General features: G+C 45.0%; 20 protein-coding genes, 1 tRNA gene and 1 rRNA gene. 3 read left to right on the top strand and 19 right to left on the bottom strand.

Annotation, left to right across the window (positions count from 1 at the left end; genetic code table 11):
* Positions 1-74: 74 nt before the first annotated feature.
* The 11 genes from ABUE36_RS04435 to ABUE36_RS04385 form a co-directional block, all read right to left on the bottom strand.
* A tRNA-Lys gene (locus ABUE36_RS04435) sits at positions 75-148 on the bottom strand.
* Between the two features lie 88 nt (positions 149-236).
* A 16S ribosomal RNA gene (locus tag ABUE36_RS04430) occupies positions 237-1,810 on the bottom strand.
* Between the two features lie 611 nt (positions 1,811-2,421).
* Positions 2,422-3,909 (bottom strand): lysine--tRNA ligase, encoded by a 1,488-nt coding sequence (gene lysS, locus ABUE36_RS04425; RefSeq protein WP_421017458.1) that lies wholly within the window; start codon positions 3,907-3,909, stop codon positions 2,422-2,424.
* 77 nt (positions 3,910-3,986) lie between these two features.
* A complete protein-coding gene (dusB, locus tag ABUE36_RS04420; protein ID WP_161002332.1) occupies positions 3,987-5,000 on the bottom strand; it encodes a tRNA dihydrouridine synthase DusB in 1,014 nt (337 codons plus the stop codon).
* Positions 5,001-5,012: 12 nt separating this feature from the next.
* Positions 5,013-5,897 (bottom strand): Hsp33 family molecular chaperone HslO, encoded by an 885-nt coding sequence (gene hslO, locus ABUE36_RS04415; protein ID WP_161002331.1) that lies wholly within the window; start codon positions 5,895-5,897, stop codon positions 5,013-5,015.
* 139 nt (positions 5,898-6,036) lie between these two features.
* Positions 6,037-8,160, bottom strand: coding sequence for an ATP-dependent zinc metalloprotease FtsH (gene ftsH / locus ABUE36_RS04410; RefSeq protein ID WP_161002330.1), 2,124 nt, complete (start codon positions 8,158-8,160; stop codon positions 6,037-6,039).
* A 216-nt stretch (positions 8,161-8,376) separates the two neighbouring features.
* A complete protein-coding gene (hpt, locus tag ABUE36_RS04405; protein ID WP_421017234.1) occupies positions 8,377-8,922 on the bottom strand; it encodes a hypoxanthine phosphoribosyltransferase in 546 nt (181 codons plus the stop codon).
* Positions 8,915-10,300 (bottom strand): tRNA lysidine(34) synthetase TilS, encoded by a 1,386-nt coding sequence (gene tilS / locus ABUE36_RS04400; protein WP_421017233.1) that lies wholly within the window; start codon positions 10,298-10,300, stop codon positions 8,915-8,917. Before tilS ends, hpt begins: the two co-directional genes overlap by 8 nt.
* A gap of 231 nt (positions 10,301-10,531) precedes the next feature.
* On the bottom strand, positions 10,532-11,050 hold the full coding sequence (locus ABUE36_RS04395) for a S1 domain-containing RNA-binding protein (RefSeq protein WP_161002327.1): 519 nt from the start codon (positions 11,048-11,050) through the stop codon (positions 10,532-10,534).
* A 108-nt stretch (positions 11,051-11,158) separates the two neighbouring features.
* Positions 11,159-11,542, bottom strand: coding sequence for an FtsB family cell division protein (locus ABUE36_RS04390; RefSeq protein WP_161002326.1), 384 nt, complete (start codon positions 11,540-11,542; stop codon positions 11,159-11,161).
* Between the two features lie 155 nt (positions 11,543-11,697).
* Complete coding sequence (locus tag ABUE36_RS04385; protein WP_161002325.1) at positions 11,698-11,973, bottom strand: RNA-binding S4 domain-containing protein; 276 nt, start codon at positions 11,971-11,973, stop codon at positions 11,698-11,700.
* Between the two features lie 161 nt (positions 11,974-12,134).
* On the opposite strand from ABUE36_RS04385, the gene ABUE36_RS04380 reads away from it, so the two are divergent.
* Positions 12,135-13,160: an IS30 family transposase gene (locus tag ABUE36_RS04380; protein ID WP_010619295.1), complete on the top strand. Its 1,026-nt coding sequence runs from the start codon at positions 12,135-12,137 to the stop codon at positions 13,158-13,160.
* Positions 13,161-13,245: 85 nt separating this feature from the next.
* On the opposite strand, the gene ABUE36_RS04375 is transcribed toward ABUE36_RS04380, so the two are convergent.
* From ABUE36_RS04375 to pth, 4 genes are all read right to left on the bottom strand, one after another.
* Positions 13,246-14,166 carry an IS30-like element ISLsa1 family transposase gene (locus ABUE36_RS04375; RefSeq protein WP_011373852.1) on the bottom strand — a complete coding sequence of 307 codons (921 nt, stop codon included), beginning with the start codon at positions 14,164-14,166 and terminating at the stop codon, positions 13,246-13,248.
* Between the two features lie 112 nt (positions 14,167-14,278).
* On the bottom strand, positions 14,279-15,898 hold the full coding sequence (locus ABUE36_RS04370) for a putative polysaccharide biosynthesis protein (RefSeq protein ID WP_421017232.1): 1,620 nt from the start codon (positions 15,896-15,898) through the stop codon (positions 14,279-14,281).
* Positions 15,899-15,900: 2 nt separating this feature from the next.
* Complete coding sequence (mfd, locus tag ABUE36_RS04365) at positions 15,901-19,440, bottom strand: transcription-repair coupling factor (RefSeq protein WP_421017231.1); 3,540 nt, start codon at positions 19,438-19,440, stop codon at positions 15,901-15,903.
* A 29-nt stretch (positions 19,441-19,469) separates the two neighbouring features.
* Positions 19,470-20,027 (bottom strand): aminoacyl-tRNA hydrolase, encoded by a 558-nt coding sequence (gene pth / locus ABUE36_RS04360; RefSeq protein ID WP_161002322.1) that lies wholly within the window; start codon positions 20,025-20,027, stop codon positions 19,470-19,472.
* Positions 20,028-20,319: 292 nt separating this feature from the next.
* Between pth and ABUE36_RS04355 the strand changes: the two genes are divergently transcribed.
* Together ABUE36_RS04355 and cbpA are read left to right on the top strand one after the other, a co-directional pair.
* Positions 20,320-21,282 carry an L-lactate dehydrogenase gene (locus ABUE36_RS04355; RefSeq protein WP_017260491.1) on the top strand — a complete coding sequence of 321 codons (963 nt, stop codon included), beginning with the start codon at positions 20,320-20,322 and terminating at the stop codon, positions 21,280-21,282.
* Positions 21,283-21,479: 197 nt separating this feature from the next.
* Positions 21,480-22,118 (top strand): cyclic di-AMP binding protein CbpA, encoded by a 639-nt coding sequence (gene cbpA / locus ABUE36_RS04350; RefSeq protein WP_421017230.1) that lies wholly within the window; start codon positions 21,480-21,482, stop codon positions 22,116-22,118.
* An 825-nt stretch (positions 22,119-22,943) separates the two neighbouring features.
* Here cbpA and ABUE36_RS04345 read toward each other — a convergent pair.
* The 4 genes from ABUE36_RS04345 to acpS form a co-directional block, all read right to left on the bottom strand.
* Complete coding sequence (locus tag ABUE36_RS04345) at positions 22,944-23,306, bottom strand: type II toxin-antitoxin system PemK/MazF family toxin (RefSeq protein WP_017260494.1); 363 nt, start codon at positions 23,304-23,306, stop codon at positions 22,944-22,946.
* A 68-nt stretch (positions 23,307-23,374) separates the two neighbouring features.
* Positions 23,375-23,629 (bottom strand): hypothetical protein, encoded by a 255-nt coding sequence (locus tag ABUE36_RS04340; protein ID WP_017260495.1) that lies wholly within the window; start codon positions 23,627-23,629, stop codon positions 23,375-23,377.
* Positions 23,630-23,744: 115 nt separating this feature from the next.
* Positions 23,745-24,899: an alanine racemase gene (alr, locus tag ABUE36_RS04335; protein ID WP_161002321.1), complete on the bottom strand. Its 1,155-nt coding sequence runs from the start codon at positions 24,897-24,899 to the stop codon at positions 23,745-23,747.
* Between the two features lies 1 nt (position 24,900).
* Complete coding sequence (gene acpS / locus ABUE36_RS04330; RefSeq protein WP_017260497.1) at positions 24,901-25,269, bottom strand: holo-ACP synthase; 369 nt, start codon at positions 25,267-25,269, stop codon at positions 24,901-24,903.
* Positions 25,270-25,286: the final 17 nt, after the last annotated feature.

Here is a 25,286-nt window from a genome sequence, read left to right as displayed (position 1 = left end):
GTTTAAATAATAAAAAGAATCATGATTCAGTTTTCAATGTACAACGTTTCAGGTTGGTCACTTGCGTGACCGATTGGAGGATAATGGGCTTGAACCACTGTCATTCATCTGCAAGCAGATGCCGCTCTCCCATCTGAGCTAATCCCCCATGTCATCGTCTGACATGGTGTGAGGTAAATCCCTCAAAACTGAACAACGTTTCCACTAATGTGTAAGGTTCCGATTTGTTTCCTTAGAAAGGAGGTGATCCAGCCGCAGGTTCTCCTACGGCTACCTTGTTACGACTTCACCCTAATCATCTGTCCCACCTTAGGCGGTTGGCTCCCGAAGGTTACCCCACCGACTTTGGGTGTTACAAACTCTCATGGTGTGACGGGCGGTGTGTACAAGACCCGGGAACGTATTCACCGCGGCATGCTGATCCGCGATTACTAGCGATTCCGACTTCGTGTAGGCGAGTTGCAGCCTACAGTCCGAACTGAGAATGGCTTTAAGAGATTTGCTTGGCCTCGCGACTTCGCTACTCGTTGTACCATCCATTGTAGCACGTGTGTAGCCCAGGACATAAGGGGCATGATGATTTGACGTCGTCCCCACCTTCCTCCGGTTTGTCACCGGCAGTCTCATTAGAGTGCCCAACTTAATGCTGGCAACTAATCATAAGGGTTGCGCTCGTTGCGGGACTTAACCCAACATCTCACGACACGAGCTGACGACAACCATGCACCACCTGTCTTTCCGTCCCCGAAGGGAACATCCGATCTCTCGGATTAGCAGAAGATGTCAAGCCCTGGTAAGGTTCTTCGCGTAGCTTCGAATTAAACCACATGCTCCACCGCTTGTGCGGGTCCCCGTCAATTCCTTTGAGTTTCAACCTTGCGGTCGTACTCCCCAGGCGGAATACTTATTGCGTTAGCTGCGGCACTAAGGGGCGGAAACCCCCTAACACCTAGTATTCATCGTTTACGGCATGGACTACCAGGGTATCTAATCCTGTTTGCTACCCATGCTTTCGAGCCTCAGCGTCAGTTACAGACTAGGTAGCCGCCTTCGCCACTGGTGTTCTTCCATATATCTACGCATTCCACCGCTACACATGGAGTTCCACTACCCTCTTCTGCACTCAAGTTATCCAGTTTCCGATGCCCTTCTCCGGTTAAGCCGAAGGCTTTCACATCAGACTTAAATAACCGCCTGCACTCCCTTTACGCCCAATAAATCCGGATAACGCTTGCCACCTACGTATTACCGCGGCTGCTGGCACGTAGTTAGCCGTGGCTTTCTGGTTAAATACCGTCACTATCTGAACAGTTACTCTCAGATACGTTCTTCTTTAACAACAGAGTTTTACGAGCCGAAACCCTTCTTCACTCACGCGGCGTTGCTCCATCAGGCTTGCGCCCATTGTGGAAGATTCCCTACTGCTGCCTCCCGTAGGAGTCTGGGCCGTGTCTCAGTCCCAATGTGGCCGATCAGCCTCTCAGCTCGGCTATGCATCATTGCCTTGGTAAGCCGTTACCTTACCAACTAGCTAATGCACCGCGGGTCCATCCTAAAGTGATAGCCGAAACCATCTTTCAAGCGAAAGCCATGTGGTTTTCGTTGTTATGCGGTATTAGCATCTGTTTCCAAATGTTATCCCCCACTTTAGGGCAGGTTACCCACGTGTTACTCACCCGTTCGCCACTCACTTCAATGTCTCGTCAATCTGGTGCAAGCACCGTCAATCAAAAACCGAAGTGCGTTCGACTTGCATGTATTAGGCACGCCGCCAGCGTTCATCCTGAGCCAGGATCAAACTCTCAAATTAATGAGTTATTTGAAATAGCTCTTGTTTTGTTGTTACTTGGTTATAAAGTGAATTGACTTCACAATTGTAATTGCTTCGAACTTTCGTTCAAAGACCCTACACATTTGATTCGTCGAAACGTTGTTCAGTTTTCAAAGATCTACATCATCTCATGCGATTGGTACATATCAGACGACTTAGTAATCATATCAATTTAAGTCTTTGTTGTCAACGATTAATTTGAATTAATTATTGACGTTTTTTAAATTGGTATAGCTGCCATTTTGTGACTCACATTTAAGTGATCTCTTTTGACAACGTTATCTAGATTATCAGTTTCAGCTTTTATCGTCAAGCACAAATATCAATTATCATTTTTTTCTCATTTAAAATCATAAAAGCATTCGAATACACCGTTTGCTTCAGACAGATATACCACAGAATCGCCTGTGATTTGAGCCTGTTGAAAAACTAGATAGCTTAAAACCGCACTTAGCATCTTACCACTACATCACTACTTTTTCCTACAAAAAAAGGATGATCACAATAAATGTGATCATCCTTTTTTAGCTCGTCATTCGTCTGTAGACTTAGCTAGTCACAAATACATAAGATCATGTATATGACTAAGACTATTCATTCTCACTATTATCCTCAGCGCGCATCGTTGGGAATAACAGAACATCGCGAATCGACGGTGCATCTGTTAATAACATGACTAAACGATCAACCCCAATACCTAGACCGCCGGTTGGTGGCATGCCGTACTCTAAAGCCTCGACGAAGTCTTCGTCAATCAATTGAGCCTCGTCATCCCCAGCATCCCGTTCCTTAGCTTGTTGCTCGAAACGTTCGCGCTGATCAATTGGATCATTTAATTCAGAGAACGCATTCGCAAATTCATTTCCCATAATATACAGTTCAAAACGATCCGTGAATCGTGGGTCATCTGGATTCTTCTTTGCCAATGGTGAAATTTCTACTGGATGTCCATAAATAAACGTTGGTTGAACTAACGTGTCTTGGACTTTGTCTTCAAAGAACTGGTTAATAATATGACCAACAGTCCAGAACTTTTCATAGTGAATGCCATTTTTATCGGCCAACGCCTTTGCTTCGTCCAATGACATTGGCTTCCAGAAATCAATACCCGTCACTTCTTTAATGGCATCTACCATGTGGACACGTTTAAATGGCTTATTCAAATCAAGCGTTTGGTCCTGGTAAGTCACAACAGCATCAGGTGTTACTGCATGCGCAGCTGCCTTAAAAATGCCTTCTGTTTCGTCCATGACATCATGGAAGTCCCAGTACGCCACGTAAGACTCCAGCATTGTGAACTCAGGATTATGGCGCGTGTCGATACCTTCATTACGGAAAACACGGCCAATTTCATAAACGCGTTCCATACCACCGACAATAAGTCGCTTTAAATGTAGTTCCAAAGCAATCCGTAAGTACAATTCAATATTTAACGCATTGTGGTGTGTGACAAACGGACGGGCAGCCGCACCACCAGCAATGTTGTGTAACACTGGTGTTTCAACTTCTTGGAAGTCTAAGCCATCTAGATAGTGACGAATAGCAGTAATAATCTTTGTCCGCTTTTGGAAGCGAGCAAAACTGTCATCGTTGGCAATCAAATCCAAATAACGTTGACGATAAATCTGCTCCTGGTTCGTTAAACCATGGAATTTATCCGGCAATGGCCGTAACGACTTGCTCAAGAAGGTGACTTCCTGTGCACGAACCGTCAATTCGCCCATATCCGTTTTGATGACATCACCTTTAACACCAATAAAGTCACCAATATCTGAACGTTTGAAAACATGATACATGGCTTCGCCAATCACATCTTTACGAACGTAAATTTGGATTTTGCCAGTGCGATCCTTTAAATCTGCAAAACCAACCTTACCTTTACCTCGCTTAGAAACCATTCGTCCAGCAATAGTCACTACGTTAGCTTGAGACTCCAGCGTTTCCTTGTCTTCTTCACCAAACTGATCATGCAATTGTTGTGCTAAATGTGTCCGATCAAAACGATGCCCAAACGGTTCAATGCCTTCGTCGCGCAATTCTTGTAGCTTTTCACGACGAACCTTCATCTGGTCATTCATGCTTGCTTCTTGCTTTGCCAAATTAATCCCTCACTTCTGTCAATTTCTCACAAACACCATTCTACACTAAATAACCTTTAGCTACCGGCAATTTGTGAACTTTCACGAGCATCCCGTGCTGCTAGCTTATCCAAGAAACGATCGAAAATGTCGTTCATTTCTTCCTGTGTGTCGGCATTATTCAGCGCTACCTTAGTTCGTGCCGAGTGAGAAATACCTTTCAGATAATACGTAGCCTGTCCTCGGAACTCACGGGGACCAACATGTTCGCCCTTTAGATCAACCAGTCGTTGCAAATGTTCTTTAGCAGTCGCCACTTTTTCAGCCGGCGTTGGTTCTGGCAAAATTTCGCCTGTTTCAAGATAGTGGGCCATTTGTCCCAATACCCATGGATTACCTTCCGCAGCGCGGCCAACCATTGCTGCATCCGCGCCAACCTCTTCAATCATCTTCTTGGCGTCCTGCGGTGTTTGGATGTCGCCATTCCCCATAAATGGAATATGAATCTCCTTGGCTACTTCATGAAGGACATTCCAATCTGAGTGTCCTTCATAGAACTGATACCGTGTTCGGCCATGCATAGCCAAAGCCGAAGCACCACCACGTTCGGCCGCTAATGCATTCTCCACCGCATAAATATGATCAGGATCCCAGCCTGTCCGCATTTTAACGGTAACCGGCTTTTTGACCGCATCAGTCACATACGAAACCATTTCATACACCTTGTTAGGGTCAAGTAGCCAACGAGCACCAGCATCCGTTTTAACCACCTTGTTAACGGGACATCCCATGTTGATGTCAATGATGTCTGCTTCAGTATGTTGATCGACATATTCTGCCGCTTGAACCAACGTTTCCTTAGTGCCACCAAAGATTTGAATACTCATCGGGTGTTCGGCCTCTTCAACCTTCATCATGGAGAGGGTCTTTTTATTCTTATACATAATGCCACGGTCAGAAATCATCTCACAAACGACGAGTCCAGCACCGAATTCTTTACAGATAAGTCGAAACGCCGAATTAGTCACACCTGCCATCGGTGCCACCACAATCTGATTCGGAATCTCAATATCACCAATTTTCCACTTCATCGTTTTCCTCCGCTACGCGTTCTTTTCGCTCAAAATCGTTTGTAGTTCCTGTTCACTAAACTGATATTTGTTACCACAAAAACGGCAAACTGCTTCAGCACCATGATCCTCAGTGATCATATCTTTAAGGTCCTTGTCCGGTAAACTGGCCAGGTCTTTGGCAAATTTATCCTTTGAACAATCACATTGAAAACTAACGGGTACACGTTCCAAAACTTTGACCCGCTCCTTGCCAAACAGATCATTTAAGATATCTTCCGGTGTTTTACCATCACGGAGTAACTGTGACACTTGAGGTAAGTCCTTCAGACTGGCTTCAAGCTCTGAAATCGCTTTGTCAGACGCACCTGGCAACACCTGAATCATGAATCCGCCGGCAACGCCGATGCTGTTGTCCTTTTCAACAAAGACAGACACGCCTACCGCTGATGGAATCTGTTCAGATTGTGCTAGGTAATATGTGAAGTCATCACCTATTTCACCACTGACCAAGGCAACTTGACCAGTGTACGGTTTATCCAAACCTAAGTTTTTGGTAACCGACAATGCACCATTCTTGCCAACAGCGGCACCAACATCAATATGTCCCTTATCGTTTAATGGTAAGTGGACATGGGGATTTACAATGTAGCCCTTAACGTGGCCATTGGCATCTGCATCAACCACAATCCCCTTTGCTGGCCCATCTCCCTGAACCTTGACAGTCATACTTTCCTGCCCCTTCATCAACGAAGTGGAAAGTAATAGTGTAGCGGTTAGTGTACGCCCCAGGGCTGCCGAAAACGCACTCCATGTGTCATGTCGCTGCTGTGCTTCCGCAACAACATTGGTTGAGTTGACGGCGTAGGCACGAAAATTACCATCGTCAATAATACTTTTAACTAAATAGTTAGCCATAGTTTACTCCTTGAAAAAATTCTGAAAGTTAGTATACCGCAATTACATTAAAAACGTTAGTCAAACGCCAGTCTTCCATTTGGTAAAAACAAAAAGCACATTATCGAAAACAGCCTAATTTCCGATAATGTGCTCATTATTATAACTGGTTGGAGTCTGAAGAATCATCGCTGTGATCCGCACTTGCAGCACTATTAGCTTGGCTGTTTGCACTCTCACTGGCAGATTGATCAGGTTGAGCAGATTCTGAAGTTGATACTTCATGTTCTGCCGCACGTTCCTGTTCACGTTGTTGCAAAGCACTCTTGGCTTGTTCAAATGTTGCCGCTTGCGGATTTTCATCTGCAGGTTGCGTTTCAGGCATTTTGCCTGTCTTGAATAAACTAAGGATTTGCTTTTCATCCAACGTTTCATACTTCAACAAGGCTTCCGCAATCAGCTTATGCTGTTCACGGTGACTCTGAATGATGTTAACAGCTTCCGTGTAACCTTCTGTAGTTAAACGGCGAACTTCTTCATCAATCAGTGAAGCCGTTTCTTGTGAATAATTAGGCTGTTGACCATATTGAGCCATCGCAGCTTGGTTTTCGCCTTCAAGTGCGACCATCCCCAATTTGTCACTCATCCCGTACTGAGTAACCATTGAACGAGCAATCTGTGTTGCTTGTTCAAAGTCGTTCGAAGCACCAGATGATTCGGAGTTAAAGATGATTTGTTCAGCGGCCCGACCACCCATTAAACCGGCAATCTGTTCGTTAGCATCCTTTTTACTCATCAGCATTTGATCTTCACGTGGCAACATGATGGCATAACCACCAGCGCGTCCACGAGGAACGATCGTTACTTTATGAACCACACGCGCATCGTTAAGTACCAACCCAACGATTGTATGACCGGCTTCATGGAAAGCAACGGTTCGACGCTCTTGGTCAGAGATAACCCGGTCATGTTTGGCCGGCCCAGCAATAACGCGATCTTCGGCCTCATCTAAGTCAGCCGCATCGATTTGAGTTTTACCACGACGAGCTGCTAACAAAGCAGCTTCATTTAGCAAGTTAGCTAAGTCTGCACCAACAAACCCTGGCGTCTGTTTCGCAATTTCTTTTAGATCCACATTGGCTGCCAATGGCTTGCCTTTTGAGTGAACCTTCAGAATTGCTTCACGGCCCTTAACGTCTGGACGACCAACTAGGATCTTCCGGTCGAAACGACCAGGACGTAACAAAGCTGGGTCCAAAACGTCAGAACGGTTAGTAGCTGCCATGACAATAACACCTTCGTTACCAGTGAACCCATCCATTTCAACCAACAATTGGTTCAATGTTTGTTCACGTTCATCATGACCACCGCCCATGCCGGTACCACGTTGACGCCCAACGGCATCAATTTCATCGATAAAGATAATCGATGGTGCGCTCTTTTTGGCCTGATCAAACAGGTCACGAACACGACTAGCACCAACACCGACAAACATTTCAACGAAGTCTGAACCAGACATGGAGAAGAATGGCACGCCAGCTTCACCGGCAACAGCCTTCGCTAACAATGTTTTACCAGTACCAGGCGGGCCCTCGAGTAAGACACCCGCTGGAATATGTGCACCCAGCGTGGTGAACTTATGAGGATCCTTCAAGAATTCAACAACTTCGACCAATTCTTGTTTCTCTTCTTCTTCACCAGCAACATCACTAAAACGAACGGTGTTGCTCTTAGGATCAGCAGGTTTAGCACGGGATTTCCCGAAGCTCGTGACACCGCCACGACCACCGGCACCGCCTTGACCAGCCTGACCCATCATCATATAGAAGAAGAAACCAATCAAGACAATCGGTAAGATTAAACTAATCAGATTAATCCAGAAACCACTGGATTCTTCTGCCTTAGTGTCCATCTTTACGTTATGTTTAGCAGCGGCGTCTGTTACCTGTTTTACACTTGCGTTATTTTCAAGAATAGAACTGGTAAAGCTCTTTGCCTTACTGGATTGATTGTTACCTAGTCCAAGTGCTGAATTACTGTTATTGGAAACTTTTTGAGCTTTCCGATACTCACCGGTAATCTTGTAAACGCCACCGGCAGGTTGCACCTGAAAGTTCTTAATTTTGTTATCCTTTAAATTACGAACAAATTCACTAGAGCGAATATTCTGAGTCTGTGATCCGGAACTATTGCCAAAGAAGAAATACAAGATTCCCATAAATGACAAGAAGATCACGATCCAGAACAGGCTGTTGCGGACTGGTCCGTTTCGGCGTGAGTTCATACAGTGCCTCCTGACAGCATAATTCAGTATTTTTTGTCCAGAAAACTGAACTGAACGGGTTTACCCCCGTTGATGAATCATATCATAGCACAATTGACCTATCTTGACCAAACAAAAATAACGCTTATTTTCGCTTTTCCTAAAGTTTCTTGAGAACACTCTCGCTGACCCTCATTTACAAGGTCATTTTGATTAATGCACTATTTCGTATAATTACTAATTATCGTTCTCATAAACTTCCGGTTTAAGAACACCGACGTATGGTAAATTACGATAAAATTCTTTGTAGTCCAGCCCATAACCGACCACAAATTCTTTTGGCAGCTGGAAACCGACATAGTCAGCTTTTGCTTCAACGACGCGCCCCTCTGGTTTATCCAACAGGGTACATACCTTGATGTCCTTAGCGTGACGTTCATTTAGCAAATCGATCAAGAACTTAAGTGTTCTCCCAGTATCAATAATATCTTCCATGATGATAACGTTACGACCTGCGACATCCGCACTTAAATCATGAATGAGATGAATCTCACCAGTTGAGGCCAGACCGCCGTGATAACTGGACACATCAATGAAATCGACTTCTGCCATAATGTCCATTTCCTTCATGACGTCTACCGTCCAGAGAATAGCGCCCTTAAGAACTGAAATCAAAATGGGCCGTTTGTCCCGGTAATCTTCTGTCAATTGCATCCCTAATCGGTGTGCGGCTGCCTTAATTTCTTCCGCACTGTAGAGCGTTTTTTCAATGTCGTTATTCATGTTCCACTCCTTGCCTCAATCTCACGCAAATTTCGACTAACTGATGATCCGACTTTGTGACAGCTACGCGACGACCAACTAACCATAATGGCTCATTGTTAACCGTCGTCACAATTAATTGATGTGGACGGTCCTCCAATGGCACTTTTTGGTTGATTAGCACTCGTCTAACTGATTGATGTTGACCATTTTTTAATGCCAACTGATCCGTAGCTTTAGCCTGCCGAATCAACAACGGTAATTCACTTGCGTCAACATGCAAATGTACGCTCAGAAAATCTGGCCTCATGGTGACTACCTGGCTTGCATCAAACAGTCCCACTTGACACGTCTCTGTCACAGCCGTCCATTTGTTTAATGTTACCATAGTTTCCCTTACTGGTTGTTGCTGGGACGCGTTTTTTTGCGGATTATTGGCATATCGTTTAAAAGTGAATTCATCGTACCGTCGACACAGTTGCCAACCTGCCCCCAAGTCAACGTTAAACTCGGACTTGGCAGACATGAGCGCGTCAACCGCGTTATGCCAAGCAGTCAATTCGATTGATGCTGTCATCCCATCCGTTACTCGTTCCGAAAACGCTTGGCGTAAAAGCAACAGGGTTGGCATCGGATGCCGCAATAAGGCATCAACAGAATGACCAATATCGACAAGTGCTAATGAGGCTTGCTGCTGTAAATATGTATTAACAGCAACTTGATCATTCAGATTATTGGCAAAATCGTGCTTGAACGACGGATTTTCCTTCGTTAACAGTGGCAAAATCTGGTGACGAAGCCGATTTCTTTTGTTTGTCAGTTGCGTATTAGTTTCATCTTCAAACGTCTGCAGATTTTGTCGACGTGCATAATCGCGGATGGACGTCTTACTAATGCCGAGTAAGGGGCGAATCAGGTCGCCTTTACCAAACGAACGTTTCCAAGCAATCCCCAACGGTTCTGTCATGCTTCGGCCTTCAATGAGCCGCATGAGTCCAGTTTCTGCCGTTTCATCTTCCTGATGTGCCGTTGCCAGCAATGTCGCATGATATTCTGTCATCACTTGTTCAAAAAAATCGTAGCGAAAACGGCGAGCCGCTGCTTCAATACCAGTGTCGGGATGATCCTTTGACAGCCAGTGGGCAACCACCAGCGGGACGTTAAGCTGTTTGCAATAATCTCTTAAAAAGGCTTCTTCCACATCACTTTGCTTTCGCAGTTGATGATTTACATGGGCAACCACCAAGGAAGGTCGTTGCTGATTTGGCAAATTCAAAAAAAGGTGTAGTAACGTCATTGAATCTACGCCTGTTGATACAGCAACAACCACTGTATCATCTGACTGCCACAAATGATGTGTTTGATTCGCAGTCAAAAACTGCTGTAAAACTCGATCCATCGATTGACTCCTTTTAAGCCGGTCAGCAAAATTTTCATTCGGTAAACAGTTGCTTAACCAACATTCCCACTTAATCAACATACCGGTCAAGTTTTTTCACTAAATAATAAAAACGATCCCGTTCCCGAATTTGGGAGTGGGATCATTTACATTAAAACAAGTCCCTGTGATTTTGACATTTAACGTCAATCAGCAAAATGGCTTTTGCCGCCAGTATCTCGCTTTAAATTACTAGCTACGACGGCCACCACGACCGCCACGCTTTCCTTCAGTATTATGTTTAAGTGTTGCAAGCCGCTGCTCACTATCTTTTAAGAAGCTAGCCATCATGCCATCAAAACTGTTATCAGGCTGATGGCCTCGGTTACCACCGCGACTATTACCGTGCTCATTGCGGCCATGATTGTTGCTGTGATTGTCGTGACCACCATTATGAAACTCGTGCCCTTCATGATTTTCGTGATGTTCATGATTCCCACCACGACTATGTTCACCATGAGATTGAGTCGTTGCAGGACGGTCTTCAGCAGCTTTCATGGAAAGGGCAATTTTTCCCTTTTCCATCGATAACACCTTTACCGTTACTTCATCGCCGACATTCAGAACATCATGAATATCTTTAATGTACTCATTCGAAATCTGGCTGATATGAACTAATCCACTCTGGTGTTCACCTAAATCAACAAACGCACCAAAGTTCGTGATGCCTGTTACCTTGCCAGAAACCTTGTTACCGACTTCCACTGCCATAAAAAAATATATCCTCCTGCATTAGTATGGTGCATATCATAAAATTACCATGATTGTAACATAAAACAGTCGCGGACAAAGTCACTGCGGCTGTTATTCAACAAATAACTATTTAGAATTCTTCGGTAGATTGTAAACAATCTCACCATTCTTCGAATAAAGATACTTATCACGAATCAATTGCGTAAGATAAGTATCGTTATGCAATTGTTTTACCTGCTGGTTAAGTTGACCATTTTTTTCATTTGCGGTTTTTAGTTGCCGGCTTGTCTTGGCATTTTCCGCATTAATCTGGTTAAGATTAGCGACATTTTTTTCGTATGCCCAAAAACTAAGCACAGCAATCACAGCAAACACCGCTATGATTCTTAAAGCACGCCGCCGACGACGGTGGGACAAATCATGTTGCTGCTGATTATGTTGACGTTCGCTTTCACGTAACCGTTTAACATAATCGTTATTCAATTGATGAACAGATTGTCCGTTTTCCATCGTTTTTTGGCCACCTTGTCACAGATTCACTTTTTTCTAAGCAACTGTTTAAAGTATAGCAACGGAAAAATTGAATGTAAATGACAATTCCGTTACACATCAAGGGTTTAACTCCATCTTAATACGAACGTACTTTCGTTATGCAAGCGGCCGCCCTACTCCTGAGTACGGTAATCCTTAGCATAGGTTTCAGACACAATCTTGTACATTTTTTCTGCGTCCTCTTTTTTGGTCGTCTCCAACAATTGTTCCACTTTTACCGTTAATGTTTTATTGCCAAATGCAATAACCAGTTCATCGTTAACATTTACGTTACTGGATGATTTGGCCTGGTTACCGTTAACTGTAATTCGTCCTTTATCAGCAATTTCTTTTGCCACTGGACGTCGTTTGATGATTCGGGAAATTTTCAAAAATTTATCTAACCGCATCGTTAGTTCCTCACTTTTCTTTATTTCGATTTATTTTTATCTCCTCGATTTAAAATTGAAGTGCAACACCTGCTCTAATAGACCAGTTCTTTATTCAGACTAGTCAAAAAGGCCATGAAGACCTATTCTTAATTCACCACAAACAAGAAAGAGGTATCTTCATGACCCGAATTAAGAATATCATATCTAATCAGTATCACCAACTCAATTTAGCTGAACGTGGTCGAATTGAATCCCTAAGGGACTTAGATTGGTCTATCCGCCGGATTGCCCAGGCCCTTCATCGTAATCCCAGCACGATTTCACGTGAATTAAAACGTGGGACAACGACACAGATTAACGCTAGTACTCATATCTTTGAACAGTCATATCTGGCAGAAACTGGTGAAGCAATTTATCGTAAGCACCGACTAAATAGCTGTTATCGTGGACTCTTTGATCATTGTCAAACCTTCTGTAATGCTTTGGTGACAGCTTTAAAAGCGCGTCCCAGGATGCATAGTGTGGATACTTTTGTCCACCAATTCAAGACTGATCACCCAAGGCTTGTCTGCCCCTCAACACCGACGGTGTACCGGTATATTGATGACCAGCGTTTAGCTATCCGCAATTCAGACCTACCAGCTAAACTACGTCGCCGGATTAAATGCCCCGGGGCAAAGCATCATCGAATCAATAAGAAAAATCTGGGCCATTCAATCGAAGAGCGTCCCGCCATGGTTCAAGCGCGTCAAGAGCTTGGACACTGGGAAGGTGACTTGGTCAAAGGCAAACGGGTTGAATCTGAGCCAGCATTAATGACTTTGACTGAACGTGTTAGTCGCTTAGAGATCATCGTTAAACTTCCCAATTATCATGCCGACACTTGCTTGAAAGCCCTCCAGAATACCTTATATGACTATGGAACCGAGCACTTTAAAACCATTACTTTTGATAATGGTGCTGAGTTCTCAAGCTTGAGTCAAGTCAAGGGAACTGACATCTACTTTGCCCATCCTTATTCACCATGGGAACGTGGAACCAATGAGAACACTAACGGCCTTTTGCGCGAGTTCTTCCCGAAGGGCAGATCCTTGGCTTCGGCCTCACTCATTGACATTCAGCTGGCTCAAGATACCTTAAACAACCGGCTACGGCGGTCATTGAACTATCGCTGCCCAGCCGATCTAATGCCTGAACTAGCTTAGCAACTAGACCACTTCTAAGAATAGATTCTTAGTGTTGCACTTGATTTGACAATTGAGGTTTATTTTTATCTGGCAAATTACAAGTTTAATCCGAACAAGCCCGGAATCTTTCAATGGCAGTCTGTTGATGATGTATTTTTAATGGTCGTTGATTAATTAGTTCAAGTGCTGCTAGGATCTCATCAGTCGTTACTTGGCTAAAATTGGTCTTTTTCGGGAAGAACCAGCGTAACCGTCTATTAAAATATTCATTGGAACCTCGCTCCCATGGTGAATATGGATGGCAAAAATAAACTTTGATCTGATAATCCTGTTCTAAGGCCTGATAATTGGCAAACTCTTTACCATGATCAACAGTAATGGATTTTACTTGGGGACCGAAGGCCCCCATAAACTTGCCAAAGGCGGTGTTTAGAGCCTTAGCCGTTCTATTAGGGGCTTTGATGGCCCATAGAAGTCGGGTCTTACGTTCTACGAATGTAACCAGACATGATCGTGACTCACTTCGACTAGAAAGCACCGTATCTACTTCCCAATGACCAAAAGCTAACCGTTGATTAACAGTTGTTGGCCGTTGTTCGATGGAAGTCCCACTTGTAAATTTCCCACGATTTTCGCTCACTCGGTGCTGGCGGACATTCCGATTGGGTAGATCAGTCAATTTGAAGGGGAGCCAGCCACGATTAAGCCAATTATAAATTGACGCAGTGCTCAAGTTATAAGCGGCCGCAATGGTTTCTGGTGACCAGGTTAATCGTAAGTGATTGGTAATTAAAGTCGCTAATGCTGCCGTCAGCATCGAACGACGACCGCAATTCCGCCTTTTGCGATCTGCATCTTGCTGAGCTAATTCTGGATCATAAGGTTTAACCCGGTCCAACTCATAGCTAATCGTAGCTTTGGCGACGCCTAAGGCGTCAGCCATTACTTGGTAAGATTTATTCCCCTCATTGACCAGTTGTGCTAGTGCGCCACGTTGAAAACGTGATAAAGTAGATGTACCCAAAGTAATCACTCCCTATATTGGTTGGAATTAGCTACTACCATTGTAAGTGATTACTTTGGGCTTTTTAATTTCTGTTCGGATTAATTATAGAATTTGCCATCTCTCATAAGAATTAATTATTTTCAAACTGCACGATTATTTTCAATAACCGTTTGCCGCCAGGGAGTGTCAACCACTCACGCGTCGAGAAGAGCCGAGTCCACAAAGCCATGCCAACAAAGGTTATGACACCAACGATCACACCAACTAAAGTAACCCAAATAGCGGATATTCGGCCTGGTCCTAACGACAGTTGCAGTTGATTGGCAATAAAACCGGTGATGATGGCCATCACCAGGGTTGCTAATCCTAGCTTGCGGACAAATCGGCCCCCTGTTAATGCTTCACGCATTTCCGCTGGACTGCCAAGCCAGATCACCACCAGCATGACAAACAGACTTATTACTGTCATCCAGCTGGCCCCGTTGATACCAAACGAAACGACCGCCTGATAGTTGAATAGTGCCTTTGCCAACACTCCGGCCAATAAGGCCATTAATGACAAGCGGTACTGGTTCATGCTTTGCAAAATACTATTATACGTGCTGATTAAACTGGCGAAAACGATACTTAAACAATAAATGGCAAGCGCCATACTGCCCGTCATACTGCCAAACAACACCAAGTTGATCATTGGCATTAACACTATCAGTCCCGCAGTCGCCGTTACTGATAACGCTACACTGACATGGATCAGCGTCGTCAACGTTGTTTGTACTGCTTTTTCTCGTCGACCATTAAGGGCCGCACTTAACGTTGGCAACAATGTTGCAGAAAAGCTGGTTGCCACGACCAGTCCCAATTGAATCAACGGCTGAGCTCGGTCATAGACACCTTTAAGTGACTTGGCACCAGCTTGAGTCATCCCCGCGCCAACCAAACCACGTTTGACCGTGAATGAATCAACCAATTGAAGTAACAGGACAACCGCTGCAAACAGGCAGATCGTGCCACCCTCGCGCAATAATCTGCGCGCCAACACTAACCAATCATAGTCTTTTGACAGCACAACTTGGTCTTGTTGGCCAAATAACTGTTGATAAAATGGCACAAATATGATCAGTGCCGCTACTGCACCAAACAGCGCGCCACTCATTGCCCAAGCACCCATGCGATACACAATCCAGTGCTGGGAAGCGGCCAACCAGGCAACCAGAATGATAATGGCAACCCGCAGCACCTGTTCAACAACCTGAGAGATTGCTGTCGGCCTCATGTCAAAGAGCCCCTGCGCGTAACCACGACCAACTGCCAATCCCGGCATGAATAAAGCCATCCCCGACACGACTTGAATCAACGGAATCAACCCGCGATCACCCATCGCAACAGCAATTACTGGAGCACCGAAAAACAGGAGTCCAAACAAACAACCACTAAAGACGGCTAAAATAATCAAAACCCGTTTGGCAACTTGACGACGAACCGCCGCCTCATCGATTTCGGCAATAAGCTTTGAGATAAATACCGGTAACCCACTCAACGCAAACGTCATCGCGATTCCGTAAAGTGGGTACACTTGCTGGTAGACATAAAAACCAGTATTGCCGACCAAGTTTTGCAACGGAATCCGGTAAAACGCACTCAACACCTTTGCAATCAGCGCAGCAAAGGATAACAGTAAAGCGCCGTTCACCAGACCACGTGACTGTCGACGCCGTTTAGGGTGCGACGATGTGGCTGCTTGTTTGCGCATGGCTACTCCTTTCGTTCAGCCGTTGATGCCGTAGTGGCCAATTCTTCTGTCCTATCCGCCAAGGCACTGACAAACGCAGACAGAGATGCTAACCACTGGGCCTCAGTCATCTTCGGTTGAATCACAAGTTTGACCATCATCTTACCATCTTCGTCACTGACTGTCGCCCGTAATTTAGTGCTAGCCAACGCTTTAAAGATATCTTCACCATTGAACAACACAGACCCTTGTTTGGACAAAGTCACGTTAATATTGTCGTCCACACGCCGAATCTTACTAATCAGGGCTTGATCAGCCACCATCTTAAGGTGACCAATAGCTAAGAGATTGGCAACCTCAGTTGGGTAATCGCCAAACCGATCAATCAGATCTTCGTCGACTTCCACATACTGGTCTTCATTTTCCAATTCACGAATTCGTTTGTAAATTTCAATTTTCTGACGTTGATCCTCAATGTAGGTCGTTGGCAAGTAAGCCTCGACACCTAGTTCAATCTCGGTGTCAGAACGAACCTTCACTTCTTTACCACGTTTCTTAGCGACCGCCTGCGACAACATTTGCGTATACAGGTCATAGCCAACGGAGTCAATAAACCCGTGCTGCTGTTGACCAAGTAAATTACCGGCACCACGAATTGAGAGATCACGCATGGCAATCTTGAATCCAGAGCCTAATTCAGTGAAATCACGAATCGCTTCAAGTCGCTTTTCACTTTCTTCTGTCAGTACCTTATTCGGTTGATAAGTGAAGTACGCATATGCCACGCGGTTACTACGACCAATTCGACCACGTAACTGATAAAGTTGAGACAAACCCATTCTGTCAGCGTTTTCCACAAACAGCGTATTAACGTTGGGAATATCCACACCAGTTTCGATAATCGTCGTCGTTACAAGCACATCGTATTCACCACGAATGAAGTCGTAGAGTACACTTTCCAACTGGTTTTCACTCATCTTACCGTGAATATAAGCAACCCGCGCTTCTGGCACTAGTTGACGAATTTGTTCAACGACCCGCTCGATGTCGTCAACACGATTATGCAGGTAAAATACTTGGCCACCGCGAGCCATTTCACGGGCAATGCCATCTTGTAATGCAGCTGGACTAGCTTCCATCACATAGGTTTGAATCGGATAACGATTGGCTGGCGGTGTTTCGATAACTGACAAATCACGCACGCCAATCATTGACATATTCAGAGTTCGTGGGATTGGAGTGGCCGTCAGCGTCAAGACATCAACTGAAGAACGCATTTGCTTGATCCGTTCCTTGTGTTTGACCCCAAAACGCTGTTCTTCATCAACTAACAATAAACCGAGGTCCTTAAATTCCACGTCTTTTGATAGCAAACGGTGCGTCCCAACAACGATATCAATATCACCGGCTTTTAGCTCAGCCAACGTTGCCCGCATCTGGCTTGGCGTATCAAACCGGGACAGAATACCGATTTTAATCGGAAAACCTTCAAATCGTGACACCATGGTATCGTAATGCTGCTGAGCCAAAATGGTGGTTGGTACCAAAAAGGCCACCTGACGTCCATCTTCAATGGCTTTAAACGCAGCCCGGAGTGCAACTTCCGTTTTACCAAAGCCAACATCCCCAACTAACAAACGGTCCATTGGCTTGTTACGTTCCATATCATGCTTAATTTCATCCGTGCTTCTAAGCTGGTCTGGTGTTTCCACATAAGGGAAGGCCGCTTCAAACTCCTCTTGATAGGCATCGTCCTTCGGGAAAGCATGGCCCTTTTGCGCTTCACGAGCAGCATAAAGATCCACCAGTTCATCCGCAATGTCCTCAATCTTACGAGCCACACTGCTTTTAGTCTTGGCCCACTCGGTCCCGCCAAGTTTATTGATGCGCGGAGTTTTGTCTTCAGATGAAACATATTTCTGAATGAGATTTAACTGGGTGACCGGAATAAAAATCTTCGCATTGTTTTGATAATCAATTGTGATGTAATCCTGGTGCACACCATCCACTTCCATGGTCTGCATCCCTTCAAAACGACCAATTCCGTGGTTGACGTGAACCACGTAGTCCCCCGGCTTCAATTCCGTATAGCTACGCAACCGCTCAGCGTTAGCCAAAGTCTGCCGACGCGCACGTTTTTGGGTCACCTTGGCAAACATTTCGGTTTCCGTAATGACCACCAAGTTAGCACTCGGCAATTCGAACCCACTTTGTAATGTAGCAGGCACGACCTGAACACTTTCCGGCGTCAAATTAGTTGCCTTATCCAGCGAAGCAGAAATGCCAAAGTCGTGAAGCGTATCATTGACCTTACTGATCCGGTCCTCATTGTTGACCATGATGACAACCGTCTGCTTCTGTTTTTGCCAGCGTTCAACCTCACCCTTTAATACAGGCAACTGACCGAAAAACTTTTGCATTTCACGACTGACAAAATTTGTCAGCTTGTTAAACCGGACGTTACCCATCCCCTTCTGAAACAGTGAGAAGAAGATCTGTTGGCGCTTAACTTCCCGCATGACTGTTCGGAAATCTAAGCTCAGGTCCTGGTCAGGTAACATTTCGTGAGTTCGCAAACGGTCGGTGATCCAGTTGGCCTCGTCCTCATCAATGCGTCGATCAGTATCTAGTAAACGACCATAGTCATCAACTAATACCACCGCATCTTTGGGCAAGTAATCCATCAGTCCAGCCGTTTGGTCATAAAACAGGTTCGCATACAGGCCTAGTTCAGGGGTAGCACTCGGTGTCGCATCATCAGCTAGCAATACACTAAAATGAGCTAACAAAGCTTTCTTATCTTCGCCAGTCAACGATTCGGCCTGTTTGTTAACTTGCTTTTGCAGCGCTTTCTTACCAGCAGCTAGTTGCGCGTCACTGACCAAGAATTCAGTTGCCGGCAAAACCGTCACGTTATCAATCGTATCAATACTGCGTTGGTTCTCCGGATCAAACGTCCGCAAAGAATCCACTTCAGTGTCAAAGAAATCAATCCGTACCGGATAATCCGCATCCAGCGGATAAATATCCATAATTGAACCACGAATCGCGTAGTCACCAGGCCGGGCCACTAACTGTTCGTGGCCGTAACCCATTTGGTGTAACTGCGTTTGCAAGTTAGCCATATCATAGTTTTCGCCTGTTTCAATTACCAAACTGGCCTGCTTAAAATCAGCAGGTTGCGGCAAGAAACGCCGTAATCCGGCCAAATCTGTCACTACCATGACCGGCTGATCAGATTGTAGCGCGTGCAAAGCCTGCACACGCTCTGCCCGCGATTCTGGTGAACTGGTGGCAATTTCAGTAGCCAACATTTCTTCTGCAGGAAAATTGAAAACTTGGTTTTCAGGCAATAAATTTTGTAAGTCGTTTACCAATTGACCAGCATGAAATGCCGTATCGGTTATCATTAGCTGTGTTTGTTGCTGGTCCATAAACATGGTCGCCATCAACAGTGTCCGCGCTGAGCCGTTAATACCAGTTACTAATTGTCGGCCCATATTAGTTGCGGCAACAATTTGCTGATATTCAGGTGCACGGCGCATAAAATCCTGAATTTCCATAAATAACCTTTCTAATAGTCCGTGATAATTTAATTAAATTCGTTCATTACTTCGTCGAACTTTGTGCCTTCGACCCACTTCTCAATCGCGGCCTGAGCTTCATCCATACCACTACGAATGCCAATCGTCTGAGTAGCAGTGAAGCGACCAAGCACGTAATCAACGACGCTCATTCGCGTTGGGTGGTCAATACCGACACGCACCCGTTTAAAGGCTTGCGTGCCAACGTAAGCAATGATGCTTTTAATACCATTGTGCCCACCCGCGGATCCTTTTTGGCGCAAACGAATTTTACCAATTGGCAAGTCCATATCATCATGGACAATCATGACATCTTCCAACGGAATGTCGTAATAATCCATTAACGGACGCACTGCACGCCCCGAATCATTCATGTATGTCGTCGGTTTAACCAGTAAGACCTTTTCACCACTAATCAGTGTGCTACCGATCAGTGCTTCTTGTTTAGCACGTTTGAACGTCACACCATATTCTTCCGCAACATGGTCAATTACCATAAAACCGACATTATGTCGCGTACGATCATACTGTGGTCCAATATTTCCTAAACCAACAATCATTTTCATTATTCAATAACCTCAATTTATTTGTAAACTTAACCAACGTTTGAAAACATGCAAAAGTGCTGGTAAATCACAATCACGTGATCTACCAGCCACTTTTGCGCATTGGTTAGTGTCATTGGCGCCTGCGTTGTGCGGCAAACACCCTACTCGTATCTAGGCGTCAATTATAGCACAAACGCTGGTGCACCACACTCATTAGAACCTCATGACAAACGACTTATTCCTGTATTTCACAAAGTCCCCTATGATATAATGACAGTGGTTTCAAAATAAAATTTTATATTGTGAAGGGATGATTATTTTGGCTGCAAATCATCAAAAAGTTGTACTAGTCGGCGATGGCGCTGTTGGTTCCAGTTACGCATTCGCCATGGCACAACAAGGACTCGCAGAAGAATTCGTCATTGTTGATATCCTTAAAGACCACACTGAAGGGGACGCACTCGATCTTGAAGATGCGCTTGCCTGGGTTTCACCAAAGAAGATCTACTCTGGTGAATACAGCGATGCTAAGGATGCTGACCTAGTTGTTATCACAGCTGGCGCACCACAAAAGCCAGGCGAAACACGTTTGGACCTGGTTAACAAGAACCTCAAGATTTTATCAACTATTGTTAAGCCGATTGTTGACTCAGGTTTCAAAGGCATCTTCTTAGTTGCTGCAAACCCAGTCGATATTTTGACTTATGCCACATGGAAGTTCTCCGGGTTCGACAAGAGCCGCGTCATCGGTTCTGGTACTTCTTTGGATACATCACGTTTACGTGTTGCTTTGGGTAAGAAATTTAACGTTGACGCACGTGACGTTAGCGCCTTTATCATGGGTGAACACGGTGACTCAGAATTCGCTAACTTGGACGAAGCAACAATTGCTGGTAAGCCATTATCAATGATTGCTAAAGACCAAGGTGTTTCTCGTGAAGAACTTGAAAAGATCGAAGACGAAACTCGTAACAAGGCTTACGAAATCATCAACCGCAAGGGCGCAACTTTCTACGGTGTTGCCACTGCTTTGATGCGGATTTCACGTGCCATCTTACGTGACGAAAATGCTATTTTACCTGTTGGTGCAGCATTAGACGGCCAATACGGTTTGACTGATACCTTCATTGGTACCCCAGCCGTTATTAACGGTGAAGGTTTAGACCACGTTGTGGAAGTACCATTGTCTGACAGTGAAATGGACAAGATGCGCAAATCCGCAGCAACCTTAAAAGAAGTTCGTGAAAACGGCTTTAAGGAAACTGGTTTGTAATCAATAGTCTTTGAAATATTTGAGGCGTCGATGCTTGGAGATCCGGGCATCGGCGTTTTTTGTCCGAAAGGGTTTTGCCGTTAACGGTCAGGTCATTGCAAACGAATTATAAATTTACGAGTCCCCTTTTTGGGTCTTGAATGTGGTATGATGATTGCAACTATTCTTATCATTTTTTAATTTTTGGAGGAACACCTATGTTATTAAAAACACTCGTTAAACCCTACGAGAGCATCACGACCGTCCGCGAAGATGTGTCATTGGAAGAAGCTCTGAAGGTTCTCGAAGATTCGGGCTTTCGTTGTGTGCCCATTCTAGATGAAACTGGCAAAATTTTCCGCGGTAACATTTACAAGATGCACATTTACCGTCATAAATCTCGTGGTGGTGACATGAGCCTACCTGTAACGACACTATTAAAAAATGCGACTAAGTTTATTTTCATCAACGATGCTTTCTTCAAGGTGTTCTTCTCAATTAAAGATTTGCCTTACATCGCTGTTTTGGATGAAAATAATTACTTTTACGGTATTTTGACCCATACTCGACTGCTAGACATGCTGTCACAGAGTTGGAACTTCAACGTTGGAAGTTATGTTTTAACCGTTGTGTCACAAGGTGAACGCGGCGATTTGACAAACATGTCGAAGATCATTACTAAATACACGTCCATCGCTTCATGTATGACCCTGGATGTGCAGGCTGGCGAACTCGTTCACCGGACGTTGTTTACCCTTCCTGCTGATGTGGACGAAGAACGTTGCGAGAAAATCATCAAAGCGTTGAATCGCAAACAGTTCCGTGTGTCGGAAGTTGAAAACTTAAAAACAGAATAGCCGCCTGTTAGATGACTATTCAATAACATCAGGTAACAAATTGACGAAAACGTCGGTCTGTTACCTGATTTTTTGTTGGATGCTACTCCTAAGAATTTAATTGCAGTGTTTTACCCGTCCGCTTCCAGTTGTCAGTTTTTGAAACCTCCTGTGGGGACCGGTCTCAGCCTGCTCCGCAGTCTTCCACCTCGACTTTAAGCCTTCATAACCCGAAGTCTCAAAGCTCGTCCGCGGCCTAAATTCGGACAGTTCACCGAATTAACGCCGCCTTCACAGTCGGTTTCAACACTGACGCCTTCCAGCTACTAAATTTAAGTAACTTCACCATCACACCTTTTGCAATCATCAAGAACCAGCAACAATTTCAAAAGCACCGTTAATGAAGAACGCCATTATTAGCACGGTATTTGATCGTCGGCTATTCTCACTCAGCGTTGGGAATGTAGCAACGGCCTGGTCGTCGATGCACATCGATGCACAGCTTGTAATTCGTATTTGCGTGCAGCATTTGTCGCTTTAGTGGCAACCTGCTGTTACATCAGCCGTAGGGCGGCCGCGTTGAAACCGATTGTGAAGGTGATGTTAATCCGAATGCATTTTTCGGATTTACATCACGGACGATCGAATAGACTCGGCCTTTCACGAGGCTTTTCGGCGAGGTGAAAGACGGTGCACTTCCGGCTTGAACCGGTCCCACAATCGATTTCAAAAGCGGCCAACCGGAGGCGAAAGCAAAACCTAGGTTAGACCAGTGCCACTGAAACTGTCCAAACACAAAACGAGCACCCATGAGAATTTGAAACTCATGAATGCTCGTTTTTAAATTTAATTTCGTTCGACTAAACCAACACTGATACCAAGCGCATGATCAACACGCTTCATGGCGCCATTATCGAGATGCGTCACGCGATCGCGTAAACGTTGCTTGTCAATCGTGCGAATTTGTTCAAGCAAGATAACTGAATCCTTGCCCACTCCGTTTTGATCCGCCGGAATACCGATATGTGTCGGCATTTTTGGTTTACTGATTCTTGCTGTAATAGCGGCGACAATCACCGTTGGACTGTAATGATTCCCAATGTTGTTTTGCACAATTAAAACAGGGCGCATGCCACCCTGTTCAGATCCCACGACTGGGGATAAATCTGCGTAAAATATGTCGCCCCGTTTAACTTCAACTGCTGCCAATTGGGACACCCTCTTCAAAATATGTAGGCGGAGCATTCAGCTCCTAAACCAATGTTAACCCGTTACGGTTATTGGTCAAGTCTGGAGGCCTCTGCCTCAGACGCAGAAAACTCATCTGCGATTTCTTCATTCAGTTGACCCATAGCTAAGTAGCCCTGAGCTAACTTGTTTAAATCAGCAGACTCATGGTTTTCTAAAAAATGGCACAAGACAGTGTTAATTAGCTGGTCCTGATCAACACTAAAAAATTCACAATATGCTTTAAGGTCCGTCAGTGTTGTATCGTTAAAACTCACTGGGACCTGATGTGCATCACTTGCCATGGCTAACTCCCCCGCATCTTTACAACTACCAATCAACTTGGTAAACCCATTCTATCATGAAGCCCACAGAATGTCGTTTGCAATTCAGAAATGTAATATTCCGTTTTACCAATCCTTACCGGTTTTCATACACCCGCGGAACCCGCATGCCCAAGGTGGTGGCGATTTCATAATGAATCGTCCCAGCGTAATCAGCAACGTCCTGCATTGTAATCGTTTGTTCACCATCCTGACCAATTAACGTCACACGCGTATCAACTGGATATTCGTGTGGCAAACGAACCATTAACTGATCCATACAAACACGACCAATGATTTCACAGGCTTGACCATCAACAAGAACATGAAATCCTTGCATTCGCCGTGGATACCCATCAGCATAGCCAATTGGCAAAGTACCGACCCACTCATCTTCCTTAGCCGTATAAGTAGCACCATAGCTGACTGATTTGCCCGCCGCCAGATGTTTGACAAACGCAAACTGAGTCGTCAACGACAATGCTGGCTCCAACGAATAAGGCGCAGTGATTGAGCCGCCAGACGGGTTCAATCCATAGATGCCCACGCCAAAGCGAATCATGTTGCCGTTACAAGCATCGTGCCATAATGACGTAGCTGTGTTCGAAACATGAACATAACGGGGCTTTTCTGGTAGAACTGCCATAAATGCTTGCCAGCGTTGACACTGCGTATTGAAGTACGTCGTATCCTGTTCGTCAGCCGTTGCAAAGTGGGTAAAAATGCCATCAAAGATAAATGCATCCTCATGGTCCTTCAGGAAATCGACAGCTGTTTTTAAAGCGGCCGGTTCTTGGAAACCAATGCGACCCATCCCCGTATCCAAACCGAGATGAATCTTCAGTGGCGCAGCCTGGGCCTCTGCCAACAGCGGCAAGGCTGTCGTCAACCAATCTAAATCACCTACCGTTAACGAAATTTCCTGTTCAGCTGCGAGACCGGCCCACTGGGGCTGAGTGATACCGAGCACTAAGATTGGCACAGTAATTCCGGCCGCCCGTAATGTCAGTGCCTCATCCAAAATAGCGACACACAAACCTGTTGCGCCGGCTTCCAAACATGCCTGGCCGGCTTCAATAAGGCCATGTCCGTACCCGTTCGCTTTTACAACCGCAAACATTTCCGTACCTGGCTTAGTCCGTTTTAATTCTGCTTCTACATTATGACGAATGGCCGCTAAATTGACGTGGGCCACTGTTGGTCGGTGTAAACCAATAATCTGTGCAGGTACCGTATTAATCGCTTCTTTCATGTTACCGTGTCGAATCCACGGTTTCTAAAATAACTTCTGTCATGACCAGCGTTTCAGTGTGCGAAATGGAGATATGAGCTGGCCCGTCAAACGGCTGTTTGGTAAGATGCGGTTTGCCCTCATCATCATCCAAAATTTCAACATCTTGAAAGCCAACGGCGCTGCCTAAACCAGTCCCATAGGCCTTGCTATAGGCTTCCTTAGCAGAAAAGCGGCCAGCCAAAAATTCATTTTGACGCTGACCTTTCAACTTATTCATAACGTCTTGCTCAGCAGGCGTTAGAACTTTAGGCACAAATGCCGCAAAACGTTGCCTTAGTGTTTGAATCCGATTAATTTCTGTTAAATCAATGCCCGTTCCGTAAATCATCCGAACCTCCGCAAAGC

The sequence above is a fragment of the Furfurilactobacillus cerevisiae genome (assembly GCF_048961765.1).
Classification (GTDB): domain Bacteria; phylum Bacillota; class Bacilli; order Lactobacillales; family Lactobacillaceae; genus Furfurilactobacillus; species Furfurilactobacillus milii_A.
The sequence above is the reverse complement of the archived record's forward strand: the minus strand, read 5'-3'. Positions and strand labels throughout refer to the sequence as shown.